Below are 20,632 nucleotides of genomic sequence, written 5' to 3' on the forward strand. Positions count from 1 at the left end.
TTATGAATGAAACTAAGAACCTATTTATTCAGGGGCTATGGAAAAATAACTCCGCATTGGTACAGCTTTTAGGGCTTTGTCCTTTATTGGCCGTTTCCTCTACAGCTACCAATGCTCTGGGGTTAGGATTAGCGACGACACTGGTTTTAGTGAGTACCAATATGGCCGTGTCAGCATTACGTCGCTGGGTACCCCATGAAATTCGTATCCCTATTTATGTGATGATCATCGCGTCTGTCGTCAGTGCCGTCCAAATGTTAATCAATGCTTTTGCTTTCGGACTCTACGAATCATTGGGTATTTTTATTCCCCTGATTGTGACTAACTGTATTGTGATTGGTCGTGCTGAAGCCTACGCATCAAAAAATTCTCTTTACCATTCAACGATTGATGGTCTTGCAATGGGGCTGGGAGCAACTTTCGCCTTATTTGTATTGGGTTCCATGCGAGAGATTTTGGGGAACGGAACTATTTTTGATGGCGCCGATCTATTGCTGGGTAACTGGGCTAAATCACTACGTATTGAAATCATCCATCTGGACTCCCCTTTCTTGCTTGCCATCCTGCCACCAGGTGCTTTTATCGGATTAGGTCTGATGCTGGCAGGAAAATATATCATCGATGAACGCATCAAAAATCGGGCAGAACATAAAGAACGCCAATACAACGTAGAAAAAGGCTGTGGAAGCCATATCACAAGAAGCTAAAGAGTAACCAGATATGAATCAACAAAAACGGATTGAGATACTTACCCGTTTACGGGATAACAATCCACACCCAACGACTGAGCTGGTATTTAATTCTCCATTTGAGTTACTCATTTCTGTATTGCTATCTGCACAGGCTACAGATGTCAGCGTGAATAAGGCAACGGCAAAACTGTATCCCGTTGCTAATACACCGCAGGCGATCCTTGATTTGGGCGTTGATGGTTTAAAAGAGTATATAAAAACTATTGGGTTATATAACACTAAAGCTGAAAACGTGATTAAAACTTGCCGGATATTGCTGGAAAAACACCAAGGAGAAGTACCGGAAGATCGCGTAGCGTTGGAAGCGTTACCAGGCGTTGGTCGAAAAACGGCTAACGTTGTTTTAAATACTGCTTTTGGTTGGCCAACTATTGCGGTTGATACACATATTTTTCGCGTCAGTAATCGAACTCAATTTGCCCCAGGGAAGAATGTTGATGAAGTCGAGAAGAACTTATTGAAAGTTGTGCCAGCCGAATTCAAGGTTGATTGTCATCATTGGCTGATTCTGCATGGTCGCTATACTTGCATTGCCCGCAAGCCGCGCTGTGGCTCTTGTATTATTGAGGATCTTTGTGAATATACGGATAAAACCGAATAATTAAAAATCCTGAATCTCCATTAGTCTGTCTCCTTTAATTCTTACAGGAGGCAGACTGAGAAAATCATATCATTATCATTTTTTCCCCTATTGAGATTTGTAAGTTGAGTTTTATGGTTGTGTTGTTGGGATTTGAAAAAGTATGTTGTAACTAAATATTTCTGTTTAAAACATTATCTAATACGGATTAGGACTAATAATATTGTCGTATCAGTGGAGAAATAAAAATGGCATTCCCCATTTCGGTAAAATGGCCGATTTTTGGTCTTACACCACAGTTTTTCCTGTTTTGATAAGATGTTACTTGCTCCATACTCTCGATTCGCGTAAAACTGTTGTCCAAAATTATCGATAATAACTCTATATTCCCCAGATATTATGTTTCAAAATAATCCGCTGCTTGCGCAGCTAAAACAGCAACTTCACGCTCAGACCCTGCGTGTAGAAGGTTTAGTCAAAGGGACTGAGAAAGGTTTTGGATTTTTAGAAGTCGACGGCCAAAAAAGTTATTTCATTCCACCTCCCCACATGAAAAAAGTCATGCACGGAGATCGGATTACCGCAGCTATCCACACAGACAAAGAGAAAGAAATTGCTGAACCTGAGTCTCTGATTGAACCCTTCCTGACTCGTTTTGTAGGAAAGGTCCAGAAGAAAGAAAATGACAACCGACTATGGATTATTCCTGATCACCCATTATTAAAAGACACTATCCCTTGCCGCCCAGCAAACCACGTTGACCATACCTTTGAAAACGGCGATTGGGCCGTAGCTGAAATGCGCCGCCATCCTCTGAAAGGTGATCGCGGTTTTCATGCCGAAATTACTGGCTATATTACCCAAGGTGATGACCACTACGCACCATGGTGGGTAACATTAACTCGCCACGAACTGGAACGCGAAGCGCCAGCAATGACAGATTGCCCGTTGGATGATAGTTCCATCGAACGCATCGATCTGACCGCACTGGATTTTGTCACTATCGACAGCGCAACAACCGAAGATATGGATGATGCCCTACACATCACCAAAAATGATGACGGCAGCCTAAAACTTTCTATCGCAATTGCCGATCCTACGGCTTATATCAAAGCAGGTAGCGAACTGGATAAAATTGCCTACCAGCGCAGTTTCACCAATTACCTGCCAGGTTTCAATATCCCAATGCTCCCTCGTGAGCTATCCGATGACCTGTGTTCTCTGCGCCCTAATGTACGCCGCCCTGCCCTGGTTTGTCAGGTTTCAATTTTCGAAGATGGTCAATTGGGTGATGATATTCAATTCTTCTCTGCTTGGGTTGAGTCTAAATTTAAGCTGGTTTATGACGAAGTCTCAGACTATTTAGAAGGCCAGGAAGGTTGGAAACCAGAATCAGGCGCCGTGACTAATCAAATCACTCTCCTCAAAGAGATGTGTGAACGTCGCAATAACTGGCGTCTGCAAAATGCGCTGGTTTTCAAGGAACGTCCAGATTATCGATTTATCCTTGATGAAAACGGCCATTTTGTTGATATCGTTATTGAACAGCGTCGTACCGCTAACCGTATTGTCGAAGAAGCCATGATCACAGCAAACTTATGTGCCGCTAAAATTCTGCGTGATAAGTTAGGCTTTGGTATTTATAACGTCCACACGGGTTTTGAACCTACCCAGATTGAGCAGGTCGTTGAAGTTCTCAAGGAAAACGGCATTGAAGCGAATGCCGAAGCATTACTGAATCTGGAAGGGTTCTGCGAATTGCGCCGTGAACTGGATAAACAATCAACCCAATTCCTGGACAGTCGCATCCGCCGTTTCCAAACATTTGCTGAAATCAAAACAGAACCAGGCCCACACTTTGGTTTAGGGTTTGATGCTTACGCGACCTGGACATCTCCTATCCGTAAATATAGCGATATTATCAATCACCGTTTGTTGAAAGCCGTTATCCAGCAAGTGGAGATAGAAAAACCGACTGAAGATCTTTGCCTGCAATTGACTGATCGTCGCCGAGCTAACCGCATGGCAGAACGTGATGTTGGTGATTGGCTCTATGCTCGTTTCTTGCAACCTCATGCTGGTACAGATAAAACCTTCCCGGCAGAAATTATCGATATCACCCGTGGTGGCCTGCGAGTTCGATTGGTTGATAACGGTGCCATTGCTTTCGTCCCTGGACCATTTTTGCATGCTGTTCGTGATGAACTTCAATGCAGTCAAGAAACAGGTTCCGTATTGATCAAGGGTGAAACAGTTCATCGCCTGAACGACATCATTAATGTCCGTATTGAAGAGGTCAGAATGGAAACCCGCAATATTGTGGCACGCCCTGTATAGACACATCTTGCAAGTCATTTCCATTAAATTCTGCCGCCATTTATGGCGGCAGTTTTGTAATAACAATAAAATAATCTCTATGAGGACTTTCACATGCTATTTTCTTCGGTAAACCGAATAGGTTTCACGTCCTTACTTGGTGTATTATTCACTTTGCCAGCCAATGCAGCTATTCATAACAATCAAATTTCTCACCATGAAATATCTGCAAAAAAACCAAGTGAGACAAATCAAATCACCCACCAGCTTTCCATATTGGAGAAAAATGCCAATGGCCGACTTGGTGTGGTATTGATAGACACGACTGATCATTCCACTATCACCTACCGTGCAAACGAGCGTTTTCCTTTATGCAGCACCAGTAAATTGATGGCGGTATCCGCTATTCTGCAAAAGAGCGAAAAAAATGCTCACTTATTAAATCAACAAGTTCACTATCAACAAGCAGATCTTGTTGAATATAGCCCAATTACGGAAAAACATCTCAAAGAGGGTATGACCTTAGGAGAGTTGAGCGCAGCAACACTGCAATATAGCGATAATACGGCTATGAATTTGCTTCTTAACCAATTGAATGGCCCAAATGAAGTGACACGTTTTGCCCGTACTATCGGTGATAATTCTTTTCGTCTCGATCGCTATGAACCCGAATTAAATACCGCTATTCCAGGTGATGAACGTGATACTTCCACCCCTCAAGCTATGGCAAAAAGTTTATATAATTTGGTTTTAGGCGATGCCCTGGCTATAACACAACGTGAACAATTAGCCGAAATTAGCCGAGTGGATAAAAGGCAATACAACGGGTGGTGCCAGTATTCAAGCGGGAGTCCCCAAGGATTGGATTGTAGGAGATAAAACCGGTCGCTGCGATTATGGTACAACAAATGATATTGCGGTTATTTGGCCAATACCTAACCGTGCACCATTAGTTTTAGTGACTTATTTTACTCAGCCAGATAACAAAGAAGCCACTGCCCGTCCTGATGTACTGGCAGCGGCTGCTCGTATCGTGACACGTATTAATTAGTTCAATTAACCAGCTATGCAGCCAATAAACTGCATAGCTGGTAGAAGCTTAGCCTCCAGCCAGTTTTACTTTCATGCCTTTTGCTTCCAGCAGTTGCTTCAGCAAGTCGCGTTTATCGCCCTGAATTTCAATTTCACCCTCTTTGACAGAACCCCCGCAGCCACATTTTTTCTTCAATTCAGCTGCCAGCTTAGCCAAAGTTTGGTCATCAGCATCTATGCCCGTAATCACACAAACCCCTTTCCCTTTACGGCCACTACTCTGGCGCTGGATCCGTACAATACCATCACCTTTCGGACGAGAAGGCTTTACTTTTTCCTCCTGCTGAATGCGGCCACCATCTGTCGAATAAACCAGGCGAGAGTTATTATCCATGAACAACTCCAATAGATTGATTAATCTGTTGGAGTGCTAATGCCGGATTTTCTGCGCGGGTAATTGGACGCCCGATCACCATATAATCCACCCCAGCCTGAACCGCCTGAGGAGGTGTCATAATCCGGCGCTGATCTCCCGCTTCTGTACCTTCAGGGCGAATACCTGGAGTAACAAGTTGGAAGGCTTGTCCACATACAGATTTCAATTGCTGTGCTTCATGGGCTGAACAAACTACGCCATCTAAACCACACTGTTTTGTCAAAAATGCCAAACGCTCCGCATGTTGCGCTGGAGTCATATCAATACCTGTGCCCGATAAATCAGATTGTTCCATACTGGTCAGCACTGTCACCGCAATCAACAAAGGTGCATTCTTACCGTAAGGCAGCAACGCTTCTTTAGCTGCTGTCATCATTCTCGCCCCACCGCTTGCATGAATATTAACCATCCACACACCTAATTCTGCGGCAGCAGCAACAGCTCTTGCCGTTGTATTGGGGATGTCATGAAATTTAAGATCCAAAAACACATCAAAACCACGCTGATGCAGCGCCTGAACAAATTGTGGGCCATACAGTGTAAACATCTCCTTGCCTACTTTCAGACGACAGGATTGTGGATCAATCTTGTCGACAAATGCCAGCGCTGCATCTTGATTGTCATAATCCAGTGCAACAATAACAGGCGAGTCAATCTGTTTATCTAAAGTTTGAACTGTGTGGGAGATCATTTTTAGGCCCTTTGATTTACTAATTAACTTAAATTACTAATGAATAGCAGCATAATCGTGACATTGTCACTGACCATCCAATCCTCGGATCGGCTTAATAGAGTCCCAAGAACGACATGATGGGCAATGCCAATATAACGAACGAGAAGTAAAGCCACATTTATGGCATCGATAACCAGGTTTTGTGCGGATTTGCTCACCTACCATATTGCGCAAAAGAATCAGACTCTCTTTCGCCCGCCCTTCTTCCGCTTCCGTCATATGGTAATCCATCAGACGGTAAAATAATCTCATTGTTGGATGGCGTTCCAACTGACGGTTAATGAAGTTTTGAGCAACTTCACGTCCTTCCTTTTTCTCAATAATATCGGCCATATGAAGTTCAGCGATCGCACCACAATTTTCTTCTACACAACGCTGCACAAAAGCTTGCCACTCATCCGGTTGAGACAAATGCTGATAACATTCCTCCAGCATTGGCAAAGATTCACTGACCAATTGTTTATCCTGCTCAAGAATGCGTTTCAACGCATTGGTCGCTTTAAGATATTCCCCCTGAGCCATATAAATACGACCAAACATAATAGAAGTACGGGCACAATTTTTGTCTGCTTGGGCCGCTTTATTTAAGTAGCCGATCGCAGTAGTAAAATCATCACTGCCCATACATTGCAGAGCCAACTCACAGTAGAAATGGGCAATTTCTTCCCGAAAATGGTGTCTACCCAGCTTTACGAGTTTTTCAGCGATATCAATGGCTTTATTCCAATCACTGGTTGACTGGTAGATGGTTAGCAAGGAATTAAAAGCATTTTCACGGAAGTCAGTTTCGTCAACTAACTGAACGAACATGTTCTCTGCGCGATCATAGACTCCTGCAGCCATATAATCTTGCCCAAGCTGCTGGATCGCAAGTAAACGCTGTTCAAATGTCAGGGAAGCACTTTCCATCAAGGACTGGTGAATACGGATGGCTCTTTCAACTTCACCACGGGAACGGAAGAGATTTCCCAATGTCAGGTGAGCTTCAAAAGCCGGGCTATCCTCTTTCAGCATATCAAGAAATAAATCTACTGCCTTATCTTGCTGATTGGAAAGCAAAAAGTTAACACCATCAACATATTCACGCGAAAGGCGGTCAGCCGATTGTTGTTTATCTTGTTGAGCACTTCTGCGCCCCATATACCAGCCATAAGCGGCGGCGATAGGAAGCAACAGAAACAACAGCTCTAACATAGAGAATTATTCCTTGTTTAATGCTACGGTAGAAACGACTTTTTTGGATGATTCAGAGGGTTGTTCCACTTGAGTTTCCAATCGCTTAATTTTGCGTTTCGCATGTCGCAAAGAAACACAGGCGCGTAGGTAAAAAAAACCACAAATTCCCCAACCGAGGATAAAGCCAACAGCAAACAATGCAGCCAGCAATGTGGATACAGAGTAATCGCCCTTAGCAATCAAATAATTAAACGTCACTACCTGATTATTATTTACTCCCAGTGTCACTGAGATAACAAAAACAACCAGTGCCAGTAATAAGATCAGAAAATATTTCACATTTCTTCCTGTTATCTATCGTTGCTGATTAGTTATGCCAAATAACAGACATAGTGGCGTGTTAAATTAGCATTTCTCGTCTACACACGTCTACGTAAAGGGAGCAATTTATTGCAATAAACCCTGATTTCCCTCTTTTTGTAATAAATACATCTGCAAAAATCTGCCTATAGTTTAGCATGTTAATATATTTATCATTAAAGGACTGGATGCTTTATATTCATGCGTATTAATAATTTCTGTTACAATGCGTCGGCGTGCATGCGTTGTAATCAGAGAAAATTTTTGCGTAGTTTTAGCTGATTTCTCAACCGGTATTGTTCTGATATCGCAATATTTATAACGAGTTAAATCAACATATGAATACAAAAATACAGCTAAAACGAGTAGCTGAAGCAAAATTACCTACGCCATGGGGCGAGTTTTTAATGATTGGATTTGAAGAAATCAAAACAGGCCGCGATCATGTCGCTCTTGTTTTCGGCGATGTCTCGGGTGATGAGCCTATATTATCGCGCATCCACTCAGAGTGCCTCACTGGAGACGCTTTATTCAGCCTAAGATGCGATTGTGGTTTCCAATTAGAAGCCGCACTTTCGCAAATTAGCCAGGAAGGCCGAGGTGTTTTGCTCTATCACCGCCAGGAAGGCCGCAATATTGGCCTGCTGAATAAAATTCGTGCCTATGCTTTACAGGATCAAGGTATTGATACTGTTGAAGCCAACCATCAATTAGGTTTTGCTGCCGATGAAAGAGATTTCACCCTGTGTTCAGATATATATAAGATATTGAATATTAATGCAATTCGCCTTCTTACTAACAACCCTGAAAAAGTTGAAATCATGCTAAAAGCAGGGATTAATGTCACCGAACGTGTTCCATTGATCGTAGGACGCAACCCCCAGAACGCTCACTATTTAGACACCAAAGCTAACCGAATGGGCCATTTGCTGCCTAAATCAAGCTAAAAGTTCCCTAATTATTTTCTATGAAATAGAAAAAACTGCGTCGGTGTGGGCGCAGTTTTTATTTCTAAATGTGATTTTTTATCATTTCAGCATATTACGAATCACATAATGCAAAATACCATCATGATAGAAATAAGCCAGTTCTGTTCCCGTATCAATACGGCAACGAGTATCAATCACAATTTCCTGTCCATTGGCATAGGTAACTTTCACGGCAATTGTCTGCCCAGGTTGAATATCAGATAATCCTGTAATATCAATTCGCTCCTCTCCCGTCAGGTTTAAGCTCTTACGGTTCACACCTTGAGGAAACTCCAATGGCAAGACTCCCATACCAATCAAGTTAGAGCGGTGGATGCGTTCAAAAGATTCTGCAATCACCACCCTGACTCCTAGCAATCTTGTTCCTTTTGCAGCCCAGTCCCGGCTTGATCCTGAACCATATTCTTTCCCCGCAATAACGGCTAATGGTATTTTTTCCTCCTGATAACGCATAGCCGCATCATAAATAGTCAATTGGGATTGTGAAGGAATATGCCGGGTATAACCGCCTTCAACTCCTGATACCATCTCATTACGAATACGAATGTTAGCAAACGTTCCTCGCATCATAACTTCGTGATTGCCACGCCTTGAGCCATACGAATTAAAATCTTTTGGTGCAACACCATGTTCTTGTAAATATCGTCCGGCAGGGCTGTCAGCCTTAATGTTTCCTGCGGGGGAAATGTGATCCGTCGTGACTGAATCCCCCAAGATCGCCAAAATATGAGCCTGATGAATGTCTGTAACAGGTTTCGGTTCAGCCGTCATATCACTAAAGAACGGTGGATGTCGGATATAGGTGGAATCCGACTGCCAGGCATAAGTTGCTGAACTTTCCACACTCAGGGACTGCCAGCTTTCATCACCATCAAACACAGAATCGTATTCTTTATGGAACATTTCGGTTCTGACTTTTCCAATCGCTTCTGCAACTTCTGTACTATCAGGCCAAATATCCTTCAAATAAACATCATTGCCTTGTTGATCTTTTCCGATAGGTTCTCGCGTCAGATCCGTTTTCATACTGCCAGAAAGCGCATATGCCACCACCAGCGGCGGTGATGCCAACCAGTTGGTTTTCACTAAGGGATGAATACGTCCTTCAAAATTTCGGTTACCAGAAAGCACTGCCCCAACGGTTAAATCAGCTTGCTTAATCGCAGCTTCTATAGGATCAGGCAATGGCCCAGAGTTACCAATACAGGTAGTACAACCATACCCCACCAAGTTAAAACCCAATTTTTCCAGATATGGCATGAAACCTGCCAGTTCCAGATAATTTGTCACAACTTTCGAACCTGGTGCCAGTGAAGTTTTAACCCACGGTTGACGCTGCAAGCCTTTCTCAATCGCTTTTTTGGCAAGTAATCCCGCTGTCATCAATACGCTCGGGTTAGAGGTGTTTGTGCAAGAGGTAATAGCAGCAATCACCACGGCACCATCTTGCAATGAAAAAGTTTGGTTATCTAAAGTCACTGATACCGTTGCTGAGTGCGCTTGCGTTTTATGGATATCCAATTCCATGGCAGACTGAAAAGCCTGTGGGACATTTCCCAATGCAACCCGATCTTGAGGGCGTTTCGGTCCAGCTAAACTGGCTTCAACTGTCGACATGTCCAATTCCAGGGTGCTGGTAAAGATAGGCTCATCCCCCGTATGACGCCATAGTCCCTGAATTTTGCAATAAGCTTCAACCAAAGCAATTTCTTCTTCATGGCGCCCCGTTAAGCGCATATAGTCTAATGTAATGTCATCTACAGGGAAGAAACCACAAGTTGCACCATATTCAGGGGACATATTGGCAATAGTTGCCCGATCTGCCAGCGGCAAATCAGATAATCCATCACCATAAAATTCAACAAATTTACCTACAACACCGTGCTTACGCAGCATTTGTGTCACTGTCAGGACCAGGTCAGTTGCTGTGATCCCTTCTTGCAATTTTCCGGTCAGTTTAAAGCCAACAACATCTGGGATCAGCATGGAAACTGGCTGCCCCAGCATCGCCGCCTCGGCTTCAATTCCCCCTACACCCCATCCCAGAACGCCCAATCCATTAATCATGGTCGTGTGAGAATCCGTCCCGACCAGCGTATCAGGATAAGCAAAATCCTTACCATTCTGATTTTCATACCAGACGGTTTTACCCAGATATTCCAGGTTAACCTGATGGCAAATCCCCGTACCAGGAGGGACAACACGGAAACGATTAAAAGCTTTCTGTCCCCAACGCAAGAACAGATAACGTTCATAGTTACGTGCCATTTCTATCTGGACGTTTTCTGAAAATGCCTGTTCAGTGCCAAATTTATCAACCATCACCGAGTGATCGATAACCAAATCAACAGGGGATAACGGATTAACCTGCTCTACATTACCACCGAGTCTCAACACAGCTTCCCGCATCGCAGCAAGATCGACGACAGCCGGCACACCTGTAAAATCCTGCATAAGTACGCGGGCGGGACGATAAGCGATTTCGCGGTCTGCATGACCGGTTTTTTGCCATTCCACCAGCGCCTGTAAATCATCTTCCACAACGGATTCACCATCAACATTGCGCAAGAGATTTTCGAGCAGAACTTTCAGTGATTTTGGCAGGCGGGATAGATTGCCAATTTGTTCAGATAACAGAGGTAAACTGTAATAGTGATAGGTTTTACTGCCAGTGGATTTGCTTCCAATCGAGAGCGTTGAAGCACAGTCCGTTTTCAATTTAAACGACATAACTCCTCTCCTTTCTTATTATTGATGGTCAGCCATCATTAAACATAACATATAAGCAACTATTTGTTATTCCGTCACCACACATTTTGCTAACTGGCTGTAAATCCTCATTTATTGATAAATTTTAATGATGACACCGCTAAAGTAGATATGTTTTATTCACACCCTAAGAGTTTGATTGAATTGACTCTAAAGTTTCTACACATTTCTGGCTAATAAGTTCAATTTGCAACTTGAAAAATAAAGGTATATACGCATTAAACGTCAAGCTGCAATTTACAACACGATATGAAACCTGGTTTTTCCCTGCTTTACGGGGAGAAATCACACGAATCTTGAAGTTAGATCGGTATATTCAGGGTGCTCAATACGTTTATTAGAGATTGGAGGTAACATTATGGATACAGAAAAAAACAAAGAATTCCAACATTACCTAAGCCATATACAACAAGCTGATCAGTTTTTTTCGGCTGGCATTAGAGATAAATTTTCCTTTTCAGATTATCTGCTTAGTGACACAGACGGCCTTGTCCAATTTATTATTACTGCAAATATTGTCGACAAAGCCAGTGTCATACAGAAAATGAATGAAATCAAAAAAGTACAGATCGCCCTTTCTTCAATAGCCGCTGATCACATCGCCAAATATACCCATGTCCACGGCACAGAATATAAGACTGACATTCAATTTTGGGGAGAAATTATGGCGAAACTGCCATTGATGAGTATCATGAATGTCGAAAGTCAAACCTATCAGCATGAAATGAAAGGAGTTTCTATTGCAACAAATTTACTCCAACTCATCATGGATATTATTTTAAATGCAAACTCTCCAAGCCTGAAAAGCTTTTCCGATTTTTTGCAAAAACAAGGTGATGCTATAAGGCTGGGCTTAAAAAGGAATGGGGATCATTATTCCACTCTCACATTAGCCAGTGTTATTGAAGCAATTGGCGTTGAAGATCGTGTCATGTATGTCCCTAAAATAAAACTCTATAAAATAGATTTTGACAGAACTAACTCAGAAGTGACATCAAACTGCGCTTCTCACGAGAATATCAATGTTGAATTTACTTACTCTTCTTGTATTTCTTTATTTAATTATCAAGCGTTAGAAAATCACGAAGTTAAAATAGCTTTCGATAATTTCATTCTTAAAAATCAAAAATCTTCAATTGAAAATTCTGACAATTTTTTTAGTGGTGAATTTAAGACGGTGCTGCCAAAAGAGACATAAAATAAAAGATTAACCACCTGCCTGCTGTTTGGCGGTGGTTTAATCTTCTTGACACTAGCTATATCTACCTTCTTTATATCTATTTTGCTGATATTAAATATCTTTTTACACTATCGGCAGTTCGATATCTTTGAACATTTCTTCGATTTCTTCATTGGAGCGTAACGCAATGGCTTTATCTACGACATCACGCGTTAAATGTGGTGCGAAACGCCAAATAAAATCATACATATAACTGCGCAGAAAACTACTGCGTCGAAAACCGATCTTGGTCGTGCTGTAACCGAATTGATCACGCATATCAATACGTACTAAATCACTGTCTTTAACGAGTTCTACAGCCATACTGGCAATCACACCAACTCCTAGCCCTAACCGCACATAAGTCTTAATCACATCAGCATCTGTTGCTGTAAATACGATTTTAGGTTTTAAACCCACCCGATCAAAAGCAACATCCAACTCAGAGCGCCCAGTAAAACCAAATGTATAGGTTACAATCGGATATTCAGCCAGTTCTTCAATTGTCACATTCTGTCTGCTCGCAAGAGGGTGATCTTTCGTCACCACAATAGAACGATTCCAATGATAACAAGGCAACATAATCAGATCGTTATAGAGGTGTAATGCTTCTGTTGCTATCGCAAAATCACTATTTCCTTTGCATACCTCTTCCGCAATTTGCGTTGGAGAGCCTTGATGCATATGCAGTGATACATTGGGATAACGTTCAATAAAGCCCTTAATAACAGGAGGTAAAGCATATCTTGCTTGTGTATGGGTGGTCGCTATATATAAAGAACCCCGATCGGGATAGGTATGTTCACTGGCAACAGAACGAATTGAATCAATTTTTGACAGAACCTCACGTGAAATACGGACAATTTCTTCACCAGCCGGAGTCACGTGCGTCAAATGTTTACCACTACGAGCAAATATCTGAATCCCCAGTTCATCTTCGAGCATCCTGACTTGCTTGCTGATCCCCGGTTGAGAGGTATACAACCCTTCTGCTGTAGAAGATACATTTAGATTGTGGTTAACCACCTCTACAATATAACGCAATTGCTGTAATTTCATATCAGCACTGTCCCTAATAATCAAATGTATGAACGTTTTGTAGTTTAACCAATTTCTATATTGCTAATGGTTACTCACTTATAACTATATAGAATATATATTTGTGAGAATATAACCACTATAACACCTGCTATATATTTATATAACAAATAATTAAGTCGAGTAACTACTATCAAGCACCTGTTGCAGATATATTGTGTTTTAATTTTGTTGAAATACAAGAAAAGCCAGTCCATAGAACTGGCTTTTTAGAAAGAAAAGTTACATTTCCCACAAAAAAAGAAATATCCCTCTAAATATATTTACATGAATTATACCCTATAAATGAGGATATAATGCACAAATTTATCTTAAAGATCGTTCACTTTTCTTTCACAACCCAAGCCCCTTCAACAAAAAATGCGGTCCATCCGGTCGTCTTGCCATTTTTCTCTGACGAAACGTATTGCTGTTTAGTTTTACGGCTAAAACGAACAACCGTTTTATTCCCTTCAGGATCAGCAACAGGAGCTTGTGCTAAATAACGCAATTTTTCCGGTAAGCGATCTTTGAACCGGACAAGCTCTTCAACCAATGGCGCCCGCGTTTCGCGAGATTTAGGGAAAGTGTTCGCTGCTAAAAATACCCCTGCCGCACCATCACGCAAAACAAAGTAAGCATCTGATTTTTCACACGCCAATTCCGGTAACGGAACCGGATCTTCTTTTGGTGGCGCCACTTCCCCATTGCGTAAAATCTTACGGGTATTTTTACATCCTTCGTTTGTACAACCCATGTACTTACCAAAACGCCCCATTTTCAGGTGCATTTCTGAACCGCACTTATCACACGCAACTATCGGACCATCATAACCCTTAATGCGGAATTCACCTTCTTCAACTTCATAACCATCACACTCAGGGTTATTACCGCATACGTGCAATTTACGCTGGTTATCAATCAAATAACTGTCCATCGCTGTACCACACTTTTTGCAGCGACAACGAGCGCGCAATGCATTGGTTTCAGCATCATCCCCTTCCAGGATATTTAGGATTTCATTTTCCGGTATCAGGTTAATCGTCTGCTTGCATCGCTCTTTAGGTGACAATGCGTAACCAGAGCAGCCAAGAAATACCCCTGTTGTCGCAGTACGAATTCCCATTGGCCGGCTACAGGTCGGACACTCAATCGAGGTAATGACCATCGGGTTCGGACGCATTCCGCCTTCATCTGGTTCTTTATTGGCAACATCAAGCTGTTTACTGAAATTGGAGAAAAACTCGTCCAAAACGCCTTTCCAATTGGCTTCATTGTTGGCTACATGATCGAGCTGATCTTCCATTCTTGCCGTAAAATCGTAGTTCATCAATTCGTTGAAATTTTCTTCCAAACGATCATTAACGATTTCACCCATCTTCTCTGCATAAAATCGCCGATTTTCAACGTGAACATATCCTCGCTCTTGAATGGTTGAGATAATTGATGCATAAGTCGATGGACGACCAATTCCGCGTTTTTCCAGCTCCTTAACCAAGGATGCTTCACTGAAACGTGCTGGTGGTTTTGTAAAGTGCTGGCTTGGTATTAGCTGTTGCAAATCAAGCTCTGTGCCCACTTCCATGATCGGCAACGTATGATCTTCATCTCCTTTGCGCAAAGCCGGCATGACTTTTGTCCAACCATCAAAACGCAGAGTACGGCCTTTAGCACGTAACTCAAAATCACCAGCCTGAACGGTCAGTGTCGTGGAATCATATTTCGCAGGTGTCATCTGACAAGCAATGAATTGACGCCAGATCAGCTGATACAATTTTTGTGCATCAGTTTCCATATCTTTCAATTCTTCTGCCATGACATTAACATCAGAAGGCCGAATCGCCTCATGAGCTTCCTGAGAGTTTTCCTTGCTGCTGTAAACATTGACACTTTTCGGCAAGTATTTATCACCAAAATGGTTGCTGATGTAACCACGAACCATTTCCAACGCGTCCTGACTCAAGTTAGTCGAATCGGTACGCATATAAGTGATATACCCAGCTTCATATAAGCGTTGTGCCATCATCATGGTTTTCTTAACCCCAAACCCAAGCCGCGTACTTGCCGCCTGTTGTAATGTTGAGGTAATGAATGGTGCACCTGGCTTACTCGATGTTGGACGATCTTCACGCTCAATCACTTTGTATCTTGCTTTTTCAAGCAGAGAAACTGCTGACTGCGTTTGTTGCGCATTGACGGGCTTAAACGGTTTTCCCTTCTCATGAGTAACTTCCATATGGAGAGGGATATCGCCCTTAGCCATTAAATCCGCGTGCAGTTGCCAATATTCTTCCGGCACAAATGCCTTAATTTCACGCTCCCGCTCAACCACAAGCCGAACTGCGACAGATTGCACCCGCCCAGCGGATAACCCTCTGGCAACTTTTTTCCACAGTAGCGGTGAAACCATGTAGCCTACAACGCGATCCATAAAACGACGCGCTTGCTGGGCATTCACACGGTCAAGATTCAATTCACCAGGATTATCAAAAGCCTGTGTGATTGCATTTTTGGTAATTTCATTGAATACAACCCGACTGAAACGGGATTCCTCTCCACCAATCACTTCCCGCAGGTGCCATGCAATAGCCTCTCCCTCACGGTCAAGGTCCGTTGCAAGATAGATATGATCAGCTTTTTCAGCCAGCGTTTTCAGCTCTGAAACAACTTTTTCTTTACCTGGCAAAACTTGATAGTTCGCTTCCCAACCATGATAAGGATCGACGCCCATACGAATTATTAGCGCCGTTTTCTCATCTTTTTTTACTTTCTTTTTATTCTTATCGGTAGATGAGCTTGAACTCTTTTGACTCACTGTTCCACTCGTCGGCAAATCACGGATATGACCTACACTGGATTTTACAACGTAGTCATTCCCCAGATATTTATTGATTGTTTTGGCTTTTGCCGGGGACTCCACTATAACAAGAGCTTTAGCCATAGTTACCTTTACCTAATTATCTTCTTTTCAGATGGCGAAAATCACGGCGTTATGTTGCGATATATAAAATAAAACCTCTTTTTATATTGCGATAGATTTGCAAGATATCAACTAATTTTTATCTTGTACTTTTACTTAAACGCAAAACCCGTTGAAATATTTAGGGTATTTTATATACCAACACAAACCATGCAATTGTATGTTTTAACAGTTGTAAACAAAATCTTCCATCTGCATGACGAAAAGCCCACACTCTACCTGATAAAAAACGATGCGCAACAACTTATTTCTTGCAGGAGCACAATAAATGAAAACTGAAACCATCCCCATTAAGCGAGAACAGTTACTAAAAAAAGTAAATAAAATCATTAAGACATACGAAGATTTGATACAAGGCATGTACGCAGAGAGGCAGAACAAAGAAGTGGAGTATTCCCCCTGGTTGATGAATAAATATACGGGCAATAAAGGATATATAAATCGCCTTTATTTACCCGCATAATCTGTAATAGTTTTGGGTAACGATTTTGCCGTTACAACAAAGGTTTTTCTCCCCTTTGCCACCAACGCATAAACAATTTGTCAACGTTCTCCATCGCGCTGCCCATAAAGCGATCTATGGCACGTTTGCGGCGATAATAATTGACGCCGATGACTTCACAATGTTCAATTTTTTCAATCAGAAAATCATCACTAACACCCACATCATCAATCAATCCATTTTCTTTTGCCTGTGTACCGTACCAATACTCACCCGTGGCTACATTTTCCACATCCAAAGATGGACGATATTGGTGGATAAATGATTTGAATAACTTATGCGTTTCGTTCAAATCTTCCTGAAATTTCTTGCGGCCCTGTTCAGTATTTTCTCCCAGAACGGTCAAGGTACGTTTATATTCACCAGCAGTATGCAATTCAACATCAATATCGTTTTTCTTCAATAACCTATGGATATTGGGTAATTGCGCCACAACGCCAATAGAACCGATAATGGCAAACGGTGCTGCAATAATGCGATCAGCTACACAAGCCATCATATATCCACCACTTGCAGCGACTTTATCCACGGCAATTGTTAGGCGTATCCCTTTCTGCCGCAAACGAACCAATTGAGATGCTGCCAGTCCATATCCATGAACCACACCACCAGGACTTTCCAGTCGCAGCAAAACTTCATCTTTTTTGTCAGCCACAGCCAATATTGCACTGATCTCTTCGCGGAGTGACTCCACCTCACGGGCATCCATACTGCCTTTAAAGTCCAAAACATAAAGACTTGGCTTCTGTATGCCTTTATGACCTGTTTTGGCTGCCGCTTTTTTCTGCTTAGCATCACTTTTCTGCTGTTTTTTTAATTCTTTTTGCCAAATTTTTTGTTCTGCTTCACTCATTCGCGCCTGCTGCATCTGACGCTGTCTTTCCTTATATGACTCACCAAGATTGGTCAGTTTTAATTCCCCTTTGTGCATTGCTTTACGTACACCTAATCCGATACAAACGATCGCCAGAACAGCGATTGCCAAGACCACCGTGAGCACTTTGGCTAAGAACAATCCGTATAGAGACAAATATTCCACAGATCCACCTTTATTCATTTATAACAAACAATATATTTGTTTCATTCTAACCAAAAATCGAACGCCTTGCCCTAACAGTTTACTTAACCCTATCTCAATTGAAGTTACACTTTTTTATACCCATTTTTCACTCATGCAGGCAAATTTGACGGAAACCTTAAGTTTTGTTCTGATGATAACCTGTATATGCCAATCTGAAATGGCAAATCATAGATTCACAAGCAATATAGGAAGATTGTTCGATGTTTGATTACCAACCCAATAGTCATTTGCTGCAACAAAAAATTATTCTCGTCACTGGTGCTGGCGATGGCATTGGACGCGAAGCCGCACTGACCTATGCCCGCCACGGTGCACAGGTTATTTTACTGGGACGTACGACCGCGAAACTGGAAGCAGTCAGGCAGCAAATTACAAACGAGGGCGGTTTACCTGCTGACATTTATACGATGGATCTGCTGACAGTGACCGCCGAGGAATGCCAAACTTTCGCCCATGATCTGGCACAGCGCTATTCACGTTTGGATGGCGTCTTGCATAATGCTGGTCTTCTTGGCGCCGTCTCCCCTATCGTAGAACAAGCTGTTCAACTCTGGCATGAAGTGATGCAAGTGAATGTCAATGCCACTTTTATGCTGACTCAGGCATTGATCCCCCTGCTATTAAAATCCACCAGCGCTTCTTTGGTGTTCACCAGCTCCAGTGTCGGCCGTCAAGGTAGAAGTGGTTGGGGAGCATATGCTGTTTCCAAATTTGCTACAGAAGGTCTAATGCAAGTTTTGGCAGAAGAATATCGGGATACTTCCCTGCGTATCAACTGCATCAATCCCGGCGGGACACGTACCAACATGCGAGCAAGCGCTTTTCCTGATGAAAATTCCGCTAAGTTAAAAACACCCGCGGATATTATGCCCGTCTATCTTTATGTAATGGGAGATGATAGCCGAAATGATTCCGGCATCAGTTTTGATGCTCAACCCGGACGCAAAGCGGGGCCTGCCGAATAATGACCAGAGATAACAGCCAGTACCAGAAAAGACAACAACGCCTGAAAGAAAAAATCGATGCCCGTATTGAAGCAGCACAACAAGAACGGGGTATTGTCATTGTGTTCACTGGAAACGGTAAAGGAAAAACGACCGCTGCATTTGGCACAGTTACTCGTGCAATCGGGCATGGACAACGTGCTGGCGTTATCCAATTTATTAAAGGGACATGGGAAAGCGGTGAAAGAAACTTGCTGATACAGCAAGGTGTTGAATTTCATGTGATGGCAACAGGCTTCACATGGGAGACGCAAAATCGCGAATCAGACACAGCAGCCTGCCAAACAGCCTGGCAACAGGCTGTAGCAATGCTATCTGATCCTTCACTACACCTTGTCGTGCTGGATGAATTAACCTATATGGTCAGTTATGGTTATTTAGAACTGACCGATGTTCTGGCCGCTCTCAAACAGCGCCCTGCTCATCAAAGTGTAATTATCACTGGCAGAGGATGCCATCGAGAATTATTGGAATATGCCGATACGATTACGGAAATGCGCCCGGCAAAACATGCTTTTAATGCCGGTATCAAGGCACAAAAAGGTATTGATTGGTAAATGAATCCGCTGTTTCAAATCGCCCAGATAAATGTTGATATGAGCTGAAACAGCGGCTTAAACGTATTAACGACCTTTAGGTGTCGTTTTCTTCCCTGCATTCTGACGAGAACTGCTTGCAGGACGTTTCCCTGCCGGACGGGATGCAACCTGAGTATGTCGTCTTACTGCACGGCGGATCTGATTAGCCTTAACGCGGCGTTGATCGCGCCCAACAGCAACTTTGGTCACACTCTCTTCATCCAAGTCAACCAACTGACGTAAATAGTTAGTCTGTTCCAACCCCAACTCAGTCCAGCCACCTCGCGGCAACCCTTTCGGCAGATTAATATCGCCATAACGCACACGGATCAGGCGGCTGACTTGCACACCAACGGCTTCCCATAAGCGTCTGACTTCGCGATTACGGCCTTCTGTCAGAGTCACGTTGTACCATTGGTTGATCCCTTCTCCACCTTTAAACGCAATGGTCTTAAATGAAGCCGGGCCATCTTCCAGTTGTACACCTTGTGTCAATTGACGGAGTTTTGCGTTATCGACTTCACCGAACACACGGACTGCATATTCACGCTCAACTTCGCGGCTTGGGTGCATTAAACGGTTAGCCAATTCCCCATCGGTAGTAAACAACAACAACCCGCTGGTATTAATGTCCAAACGCCCTACCGCAATCCAGCGTGCGCCTTGCATTTTTGGCAGACGATCAAATACAGTCGGACGGCCTTCAGGATCATGGCGGGTACACAATTCACCTTCCGGTTTGTAATAAGCCAAAACCCGGCAAACTGTTTTCTGTGGCTCTTTGATATTTAAGATCCGTCCATCCAGACGAATTTTTATTGCGGGATTAACTTCGATTCGATCACCCAACGTTGCGATCTTACCATCAACGCTAATGCGCCCTTGTTGGATATACCCTTCGATTTCGCGACGGGAACCATGACCAGAACGCGCGAGAACTTTTTGTAACTTTTCTGTTTTATCGCTCATTGAGCAACCTCTATTGTCGCCTTCACAGGCGTCGTGATACTAAATAAAATTGAATTGTATACTTTAAGAAAATCGTACA

17 protein-coding genes and 1 pseudogene are annotated in these 20,632 nt (G+C 42.8%); 9 read left to right on the forward strand and 9 right to left on the reverse strand.

Annotation, left to right across the window (positions count from 1 at the left end):
• The first annotated feature begins 2 nt into the window (after nucleotides 1–2).
• From IQ211_RS02630 to bla, 4 genes and pseudogenes are all read left to right on the forward strand, one after another.
• Nucleotides 3–707, forward strand: coding sequence for an electron transport complex subunit E (locus IQ211_RS02630; protein WP_189759559.1), 705 nt, complete (start codon nucleotides 3–5; stop codon nucleotides 705–707).
• A 13-nt stretch (nucleotides 708–720) separates the two neighbouring features.
• Nucleotides 721–1,353: an endonuclease III gene (nth, locus tag IQ211_RS02635; RefSeq protein WP_189759558.1), complete on the forward strand. Its 633-nt coding sequence runs from the start codon at nucleotides 721–723 to the stop codon at nucleotides 1,351–1,353.
• Nucleotides 1,354–1,731: 378 nt separating this feature from the next.
• Nucleotides 1,732–3,669 (forward strand): exoribonuclease II, encoded by a 1,938-nt coding sequence (locus IQ211_RS02640; RefSeq protein ID WP_189759557.1) that lies wholly within the window; start codon nucleotides 1,732–1,734, stop codon nucleotides 3,667–3,669.
• A 93-nt stretch (nucleotides 3,670–3,762) separates the two neighbouring features.
• Nucleotides 3,763–4,699, forward strand: a pseudogene (gene bla / locus IQ211_RS02645) (class A beta-lactamase).
• A 48-nt stretch (nucleotides 4,700–4,747) separates the two neighbouring features.
• Here bla and yciH read toward each other — a convergent pair.
• The 4 genes from yciH to IQ211_RS02665 all read right to left on the reverse strand — a co-directional run bounded on the left by yciH (nucleotide 4,748) and on the right by IQ211_RS02665 (nucleotide 7,364).
• On the reverse strand, nucleotides 4,748–5,074 hold the full coding sequence (gene yciH / locus IQ211_RS02650) for a stress response translation initiation inhibitor YciH (protein WP_189759556.1): 327 nt from the start codon (nucleotides 5,072–5,074) through the stop codon (nucleotides 4,748–4,750).
• Nucleotides 5,067–5,807, reverse strand: coding sequence for an orotidine-5'-phosphate decarboxylase (gene pyrF / locus IQ211_RS02655; protein ID WP_189759555.1), 741 nt, complete (start codon nucleotides 5,805–5,807; stop codon nucleotides 5,067–5,069). Before pyrF ends, yciH begins: the two co-directional genes overlap by 8 nt.
• Nucleotides 5,808–5,873: 66 nt before the next feature.
• Nucleotides 5,874–7,043, reverse strand: a complete 1,170-nt coding sequence (lapB, locus tag IQ211_RS02660; protein WP_189759554.1) for a lipopolysaccharide assembly protein LapB — start codon at nucleotides 7,041–7,043, stop codon at nucleotides 5,874–5,876.
• Between the two features lie 6 nt (nucleotides 7,044–7,049).
• Nucleotides 7,050–7,364 (reverse strand): LapA family protein, encoded by a 315-nt coding sequence (locus tag IQ211_RS02665; protein ID WP_189759553.1) that lies wholly within the window; start codon nucleotides 7,362–7,364, stop codon nucleotides 7,050–7,052.
• Nucleotides 7,365–7,723: 359 nt separating this feature from the next.
• On the opposite strand from IQ211_RS02665, the gene ribA reads away from it, so the two are divergent.
• Nucleotides 7,724–8,332, forward strand: a complete 609-nt coding sequence (gene ribA, locus IQ211_RS02670; RefSeq protein WP_189759552.1) for a GTP cyclohydrolase II — start codon at nucleotides 7,724–7,726, stop codon at nucleotides 8,330–8,332.
• 81 nt (nucleotides 8,333–8,413) lie between these two features.
• On the opposite strand, the gene acnA is transcribed toward ribA, so the two are convergent.
• The gene (gene acnA, locus IQ211_RS02675) at nucleotides 8,414–11,104 is read right to left on the reverse strand and encodes an aconitate hydratase AcnA (protein ID WP_189759551.1); all 2,691 of its coding nucleotides are present in this window, start codon (nucleotides 11,102–11,104) and stop codon (nucleotides 8,414–8,416) included.
• Between the two features lie 397 nt (nucleotides 11,105–11,501).
• Here acnA and IQ211_RS02680 point away from each other — a divergent pair, with 397 nt between their 5' ends.
• Complete coding sequence (locus IQ211_RS02680) at nucleotides 11,502–12,341, forward strand: hypothetical protein (RefSeq protein ID WP_189759550.1); 840 nt, start codon at nucleotides 11,502–11,504, stop codon at nucleotides 12,339–12,341.
• A 105-nt stretch (nucleotides 12,342–12,446) separates the two neighbouring features.
• Here IQ211_RS02680 and cysB read toward each other — a convergent pair whose 3' ends face one another.
• Nucleotides 12,447–13,421, reverse strand: a complete 975-nt coding sequence (cysB, locus tag IQ211_RS02685; RefSeq protein ID WP_189759549.1) for an HTH-type transcriptional regulator CysB — start codon at nucleotides 13,419–13,421, stop codon at nucleotides 12,447–12,449.
• Nucleotides 13,422–13,782: 361 nt separating this feature from the next.
• A complete protein-coding gene (gene topA, locus IQ211_RS02690; protein ID WP_189759548.1) occupies nucleotides 13,783–16,380 on the reverse strand; it encodes a type I DNA topoisomerase in 2,598 nt (865 codons plus the stop codon).
• 307 nt (nucleotides 16,381–16,687) lie between these two features.
• On the opposite strand from topA, the gene IQ211_RS02695 reads away from it, so the two are divergent.
• On the forward strand, nucleotides 16,688–16,882 hold the full coding sequence (locus IQ211_RS02695) for a DUF2498 family protein (protein WP_189759547.1): 195 nt from the start codon (nucleotides 16,688–16,690) through the stop codon (nucleotides 16,880–16,882).
• Nucleotides 16,883–16,913: 31 nt separating this feature from the next.
• On the opposite strand, the gene sohB is transcribed toward IQ211_RS02695, so the two are convergent.
• Nucleotides 16,914–17,960: a protease SohB gene (gene sohB / locus IQ211_RS02700; RefSeq protein ID WP_189759546.1), complete on the reverse strand. Its 1,047-nt coding sequence runs from the start codon at nucleotides 17,958–17,960 to the stop codon at nucleotides 16,914–16,916.
• Between the two features lie 242 nt (nucleotides 17,961–18,202).
• On the opposite strand from sohB, the gene IQ211_RS02705 reads away from it, so the two are divergent.
• Both IQ211_RS02705 and cobO read left to right on the forward strand, forming a co-directional pair.
• On the forward strand, nucleotides 18,203–18,967 hold the full coding sequence (locus tag IQ211_RS02705) for a YciK family oxidoreductase (protein ID WP_189759545.1): 765 nt from the start codon (nucleotides 18,203–18,205) through the stop codon (nucleotides 18,965–18,967).
• Nucleotides 18,967–19,563: a cob(I)yrinic acid a,c-diamide adenosyltransferase gene (gene cobO / locus IQ211_RS02710; protein WP_189759544.1), complete on the forward strand. Its 597-nt coding sequence runs from the start codon at nucleotides 18,967–18,969 to the stop codon at nucleotides 19,561–19,563. The genes IQ211_RS02705 and cobO overlap by 1 nt, the downstream gene beginning before the upstream one ends.
• 66 nt (nucleotides 19,564–19,629) lie before the next feature.
• Here the strand turns inward: cobO and rluB are convergent, their stop codons facing one another.
• Nucleotides 19,630–20,553, reverse strand: a complete 924-nt coding sequence (gene rluB, locus IQ211_RS02715) for a 23S rRNA pseudouridine(2605) synthase RluB (protein WP_189759543.1) — start codon at nucleotides 20,551–20,553, stop codon at nucleotides 19,630–19,632.
• Nucleotides 20,554–20,632 lie beyond the last annotated feature (79 nt).

The organism is Xenorhabdus griffiniae (assembly GCF_015163655.1).
Classification (GTDB): Bacteria; Pseudomonadota; Gammaproteobacteria; order Enterobacterales; family Enterobacteriaceae; genus Xenorhabdus; species Xenorhabdus griffiniae.

Excerpts from the sequence above, each read along its gene's own strand:
- IQ211_RS02695 (WP_189759547.1), top strand. The coding sequence starts at position 16,688 with ATGAAAACTGAAACCATCCCCATTAAGCGAGAACAGTTACTAAAAAAA.
- ribA (WP_189759552.1), top strand. The coding sequence starts at position 7,724 with ATGAATACAAAAATACAGCTAAAACGAGTAGCTGAAGCAAAATTACCT.
- IQ211_RS02680 (WP_189759550.1), top strand. The coding sequence starts at position 11,502 with ATGGATACAGAAAAAAACAAAGAATTCCAACATTACCTAAGCCATATA.
- IQ211_RS02640 (WP_189759557.1), top strand. The coding sequence starts at position 1,732 with ATGTTTCAAAATAATCCGCTGCTTGCGCAGCTAAAACAGCAACTTCAC.
- rluB (WP_189759543.1), bottom strand. The coding sequence starts at position 20,553 with ATGAGCGATAAAACAGAAAAGTTACAAAAAGTTCTCGCGCGTTCTGGT.
- topA (WP_189759548.1), bottom strand. The coding sequence starts at position 16,380 with ATGGCTAAAGCTCTTGTTATAGTGGAGTCCCCGGCAAAAGCCAAAACA.
- nth (WP_189759558.1), top strand. The coding sequence starts at position 721 with ATGAATCAACAAAAACGGATTGAGATACTTACCCGTTTACGGGATAAC.
- IQ211_RS02630 (WP_189759559.1), top strand. The coding sequence starts at position 3 with ATGAATGAAACTAAGAACCTATTTATTCAGGGGCTATGGAAAAATAAC.
- lapB (WP_189759554.1), bottom strand. The coding sequence starts at position 7,043 with ATGTTAGAGCTGTTGTTTCTGTTGCTTCCTATCGCCGCCGCTTATGGC.
- acnA (WP_189759551.1), bottom strand. The coding sequence starts at position 11,104 with ATGTCGTTTAAATTGAAAACGGACTGTGCTTCAACGCTCTCGATTGGA.
- cobO (WP_189759544.1), top strand. The coding sequence starts at position 18,967 with ATGACCAGAGATAACAGCCAGTACCAGAAAAGACAACAACGCCTGAAA.
- IQ211_RS02705 (WP_189759545.1), top strand. The coding sequence starts at position 18,203 with ATGTTTGATTACCAACCCAATAGTCATTTGCTGCAACAAAAAATTATT.
- pyrF (WP_189759555.1), bottom strand. The coding sequence starts at position 5,807 with ATGATCTCCCACACAGTTCAAACTTTAGATAAACAGATTGACTCGCCT.
- yciH (WP_189759556.1), bottom strand. The coding sequence starts at position 5,074 with ATGGATAATAACTCTCGCCTGGTTTATTCGACAGATGGTGGCCGCATT.
- cysB (WP_189759549.1), bottom strand. The coding sequence starts at position 13,421 with ATGAAATTACAGCAATTGCGTTATATTGTAGAGGTGGTTAACCACAAT.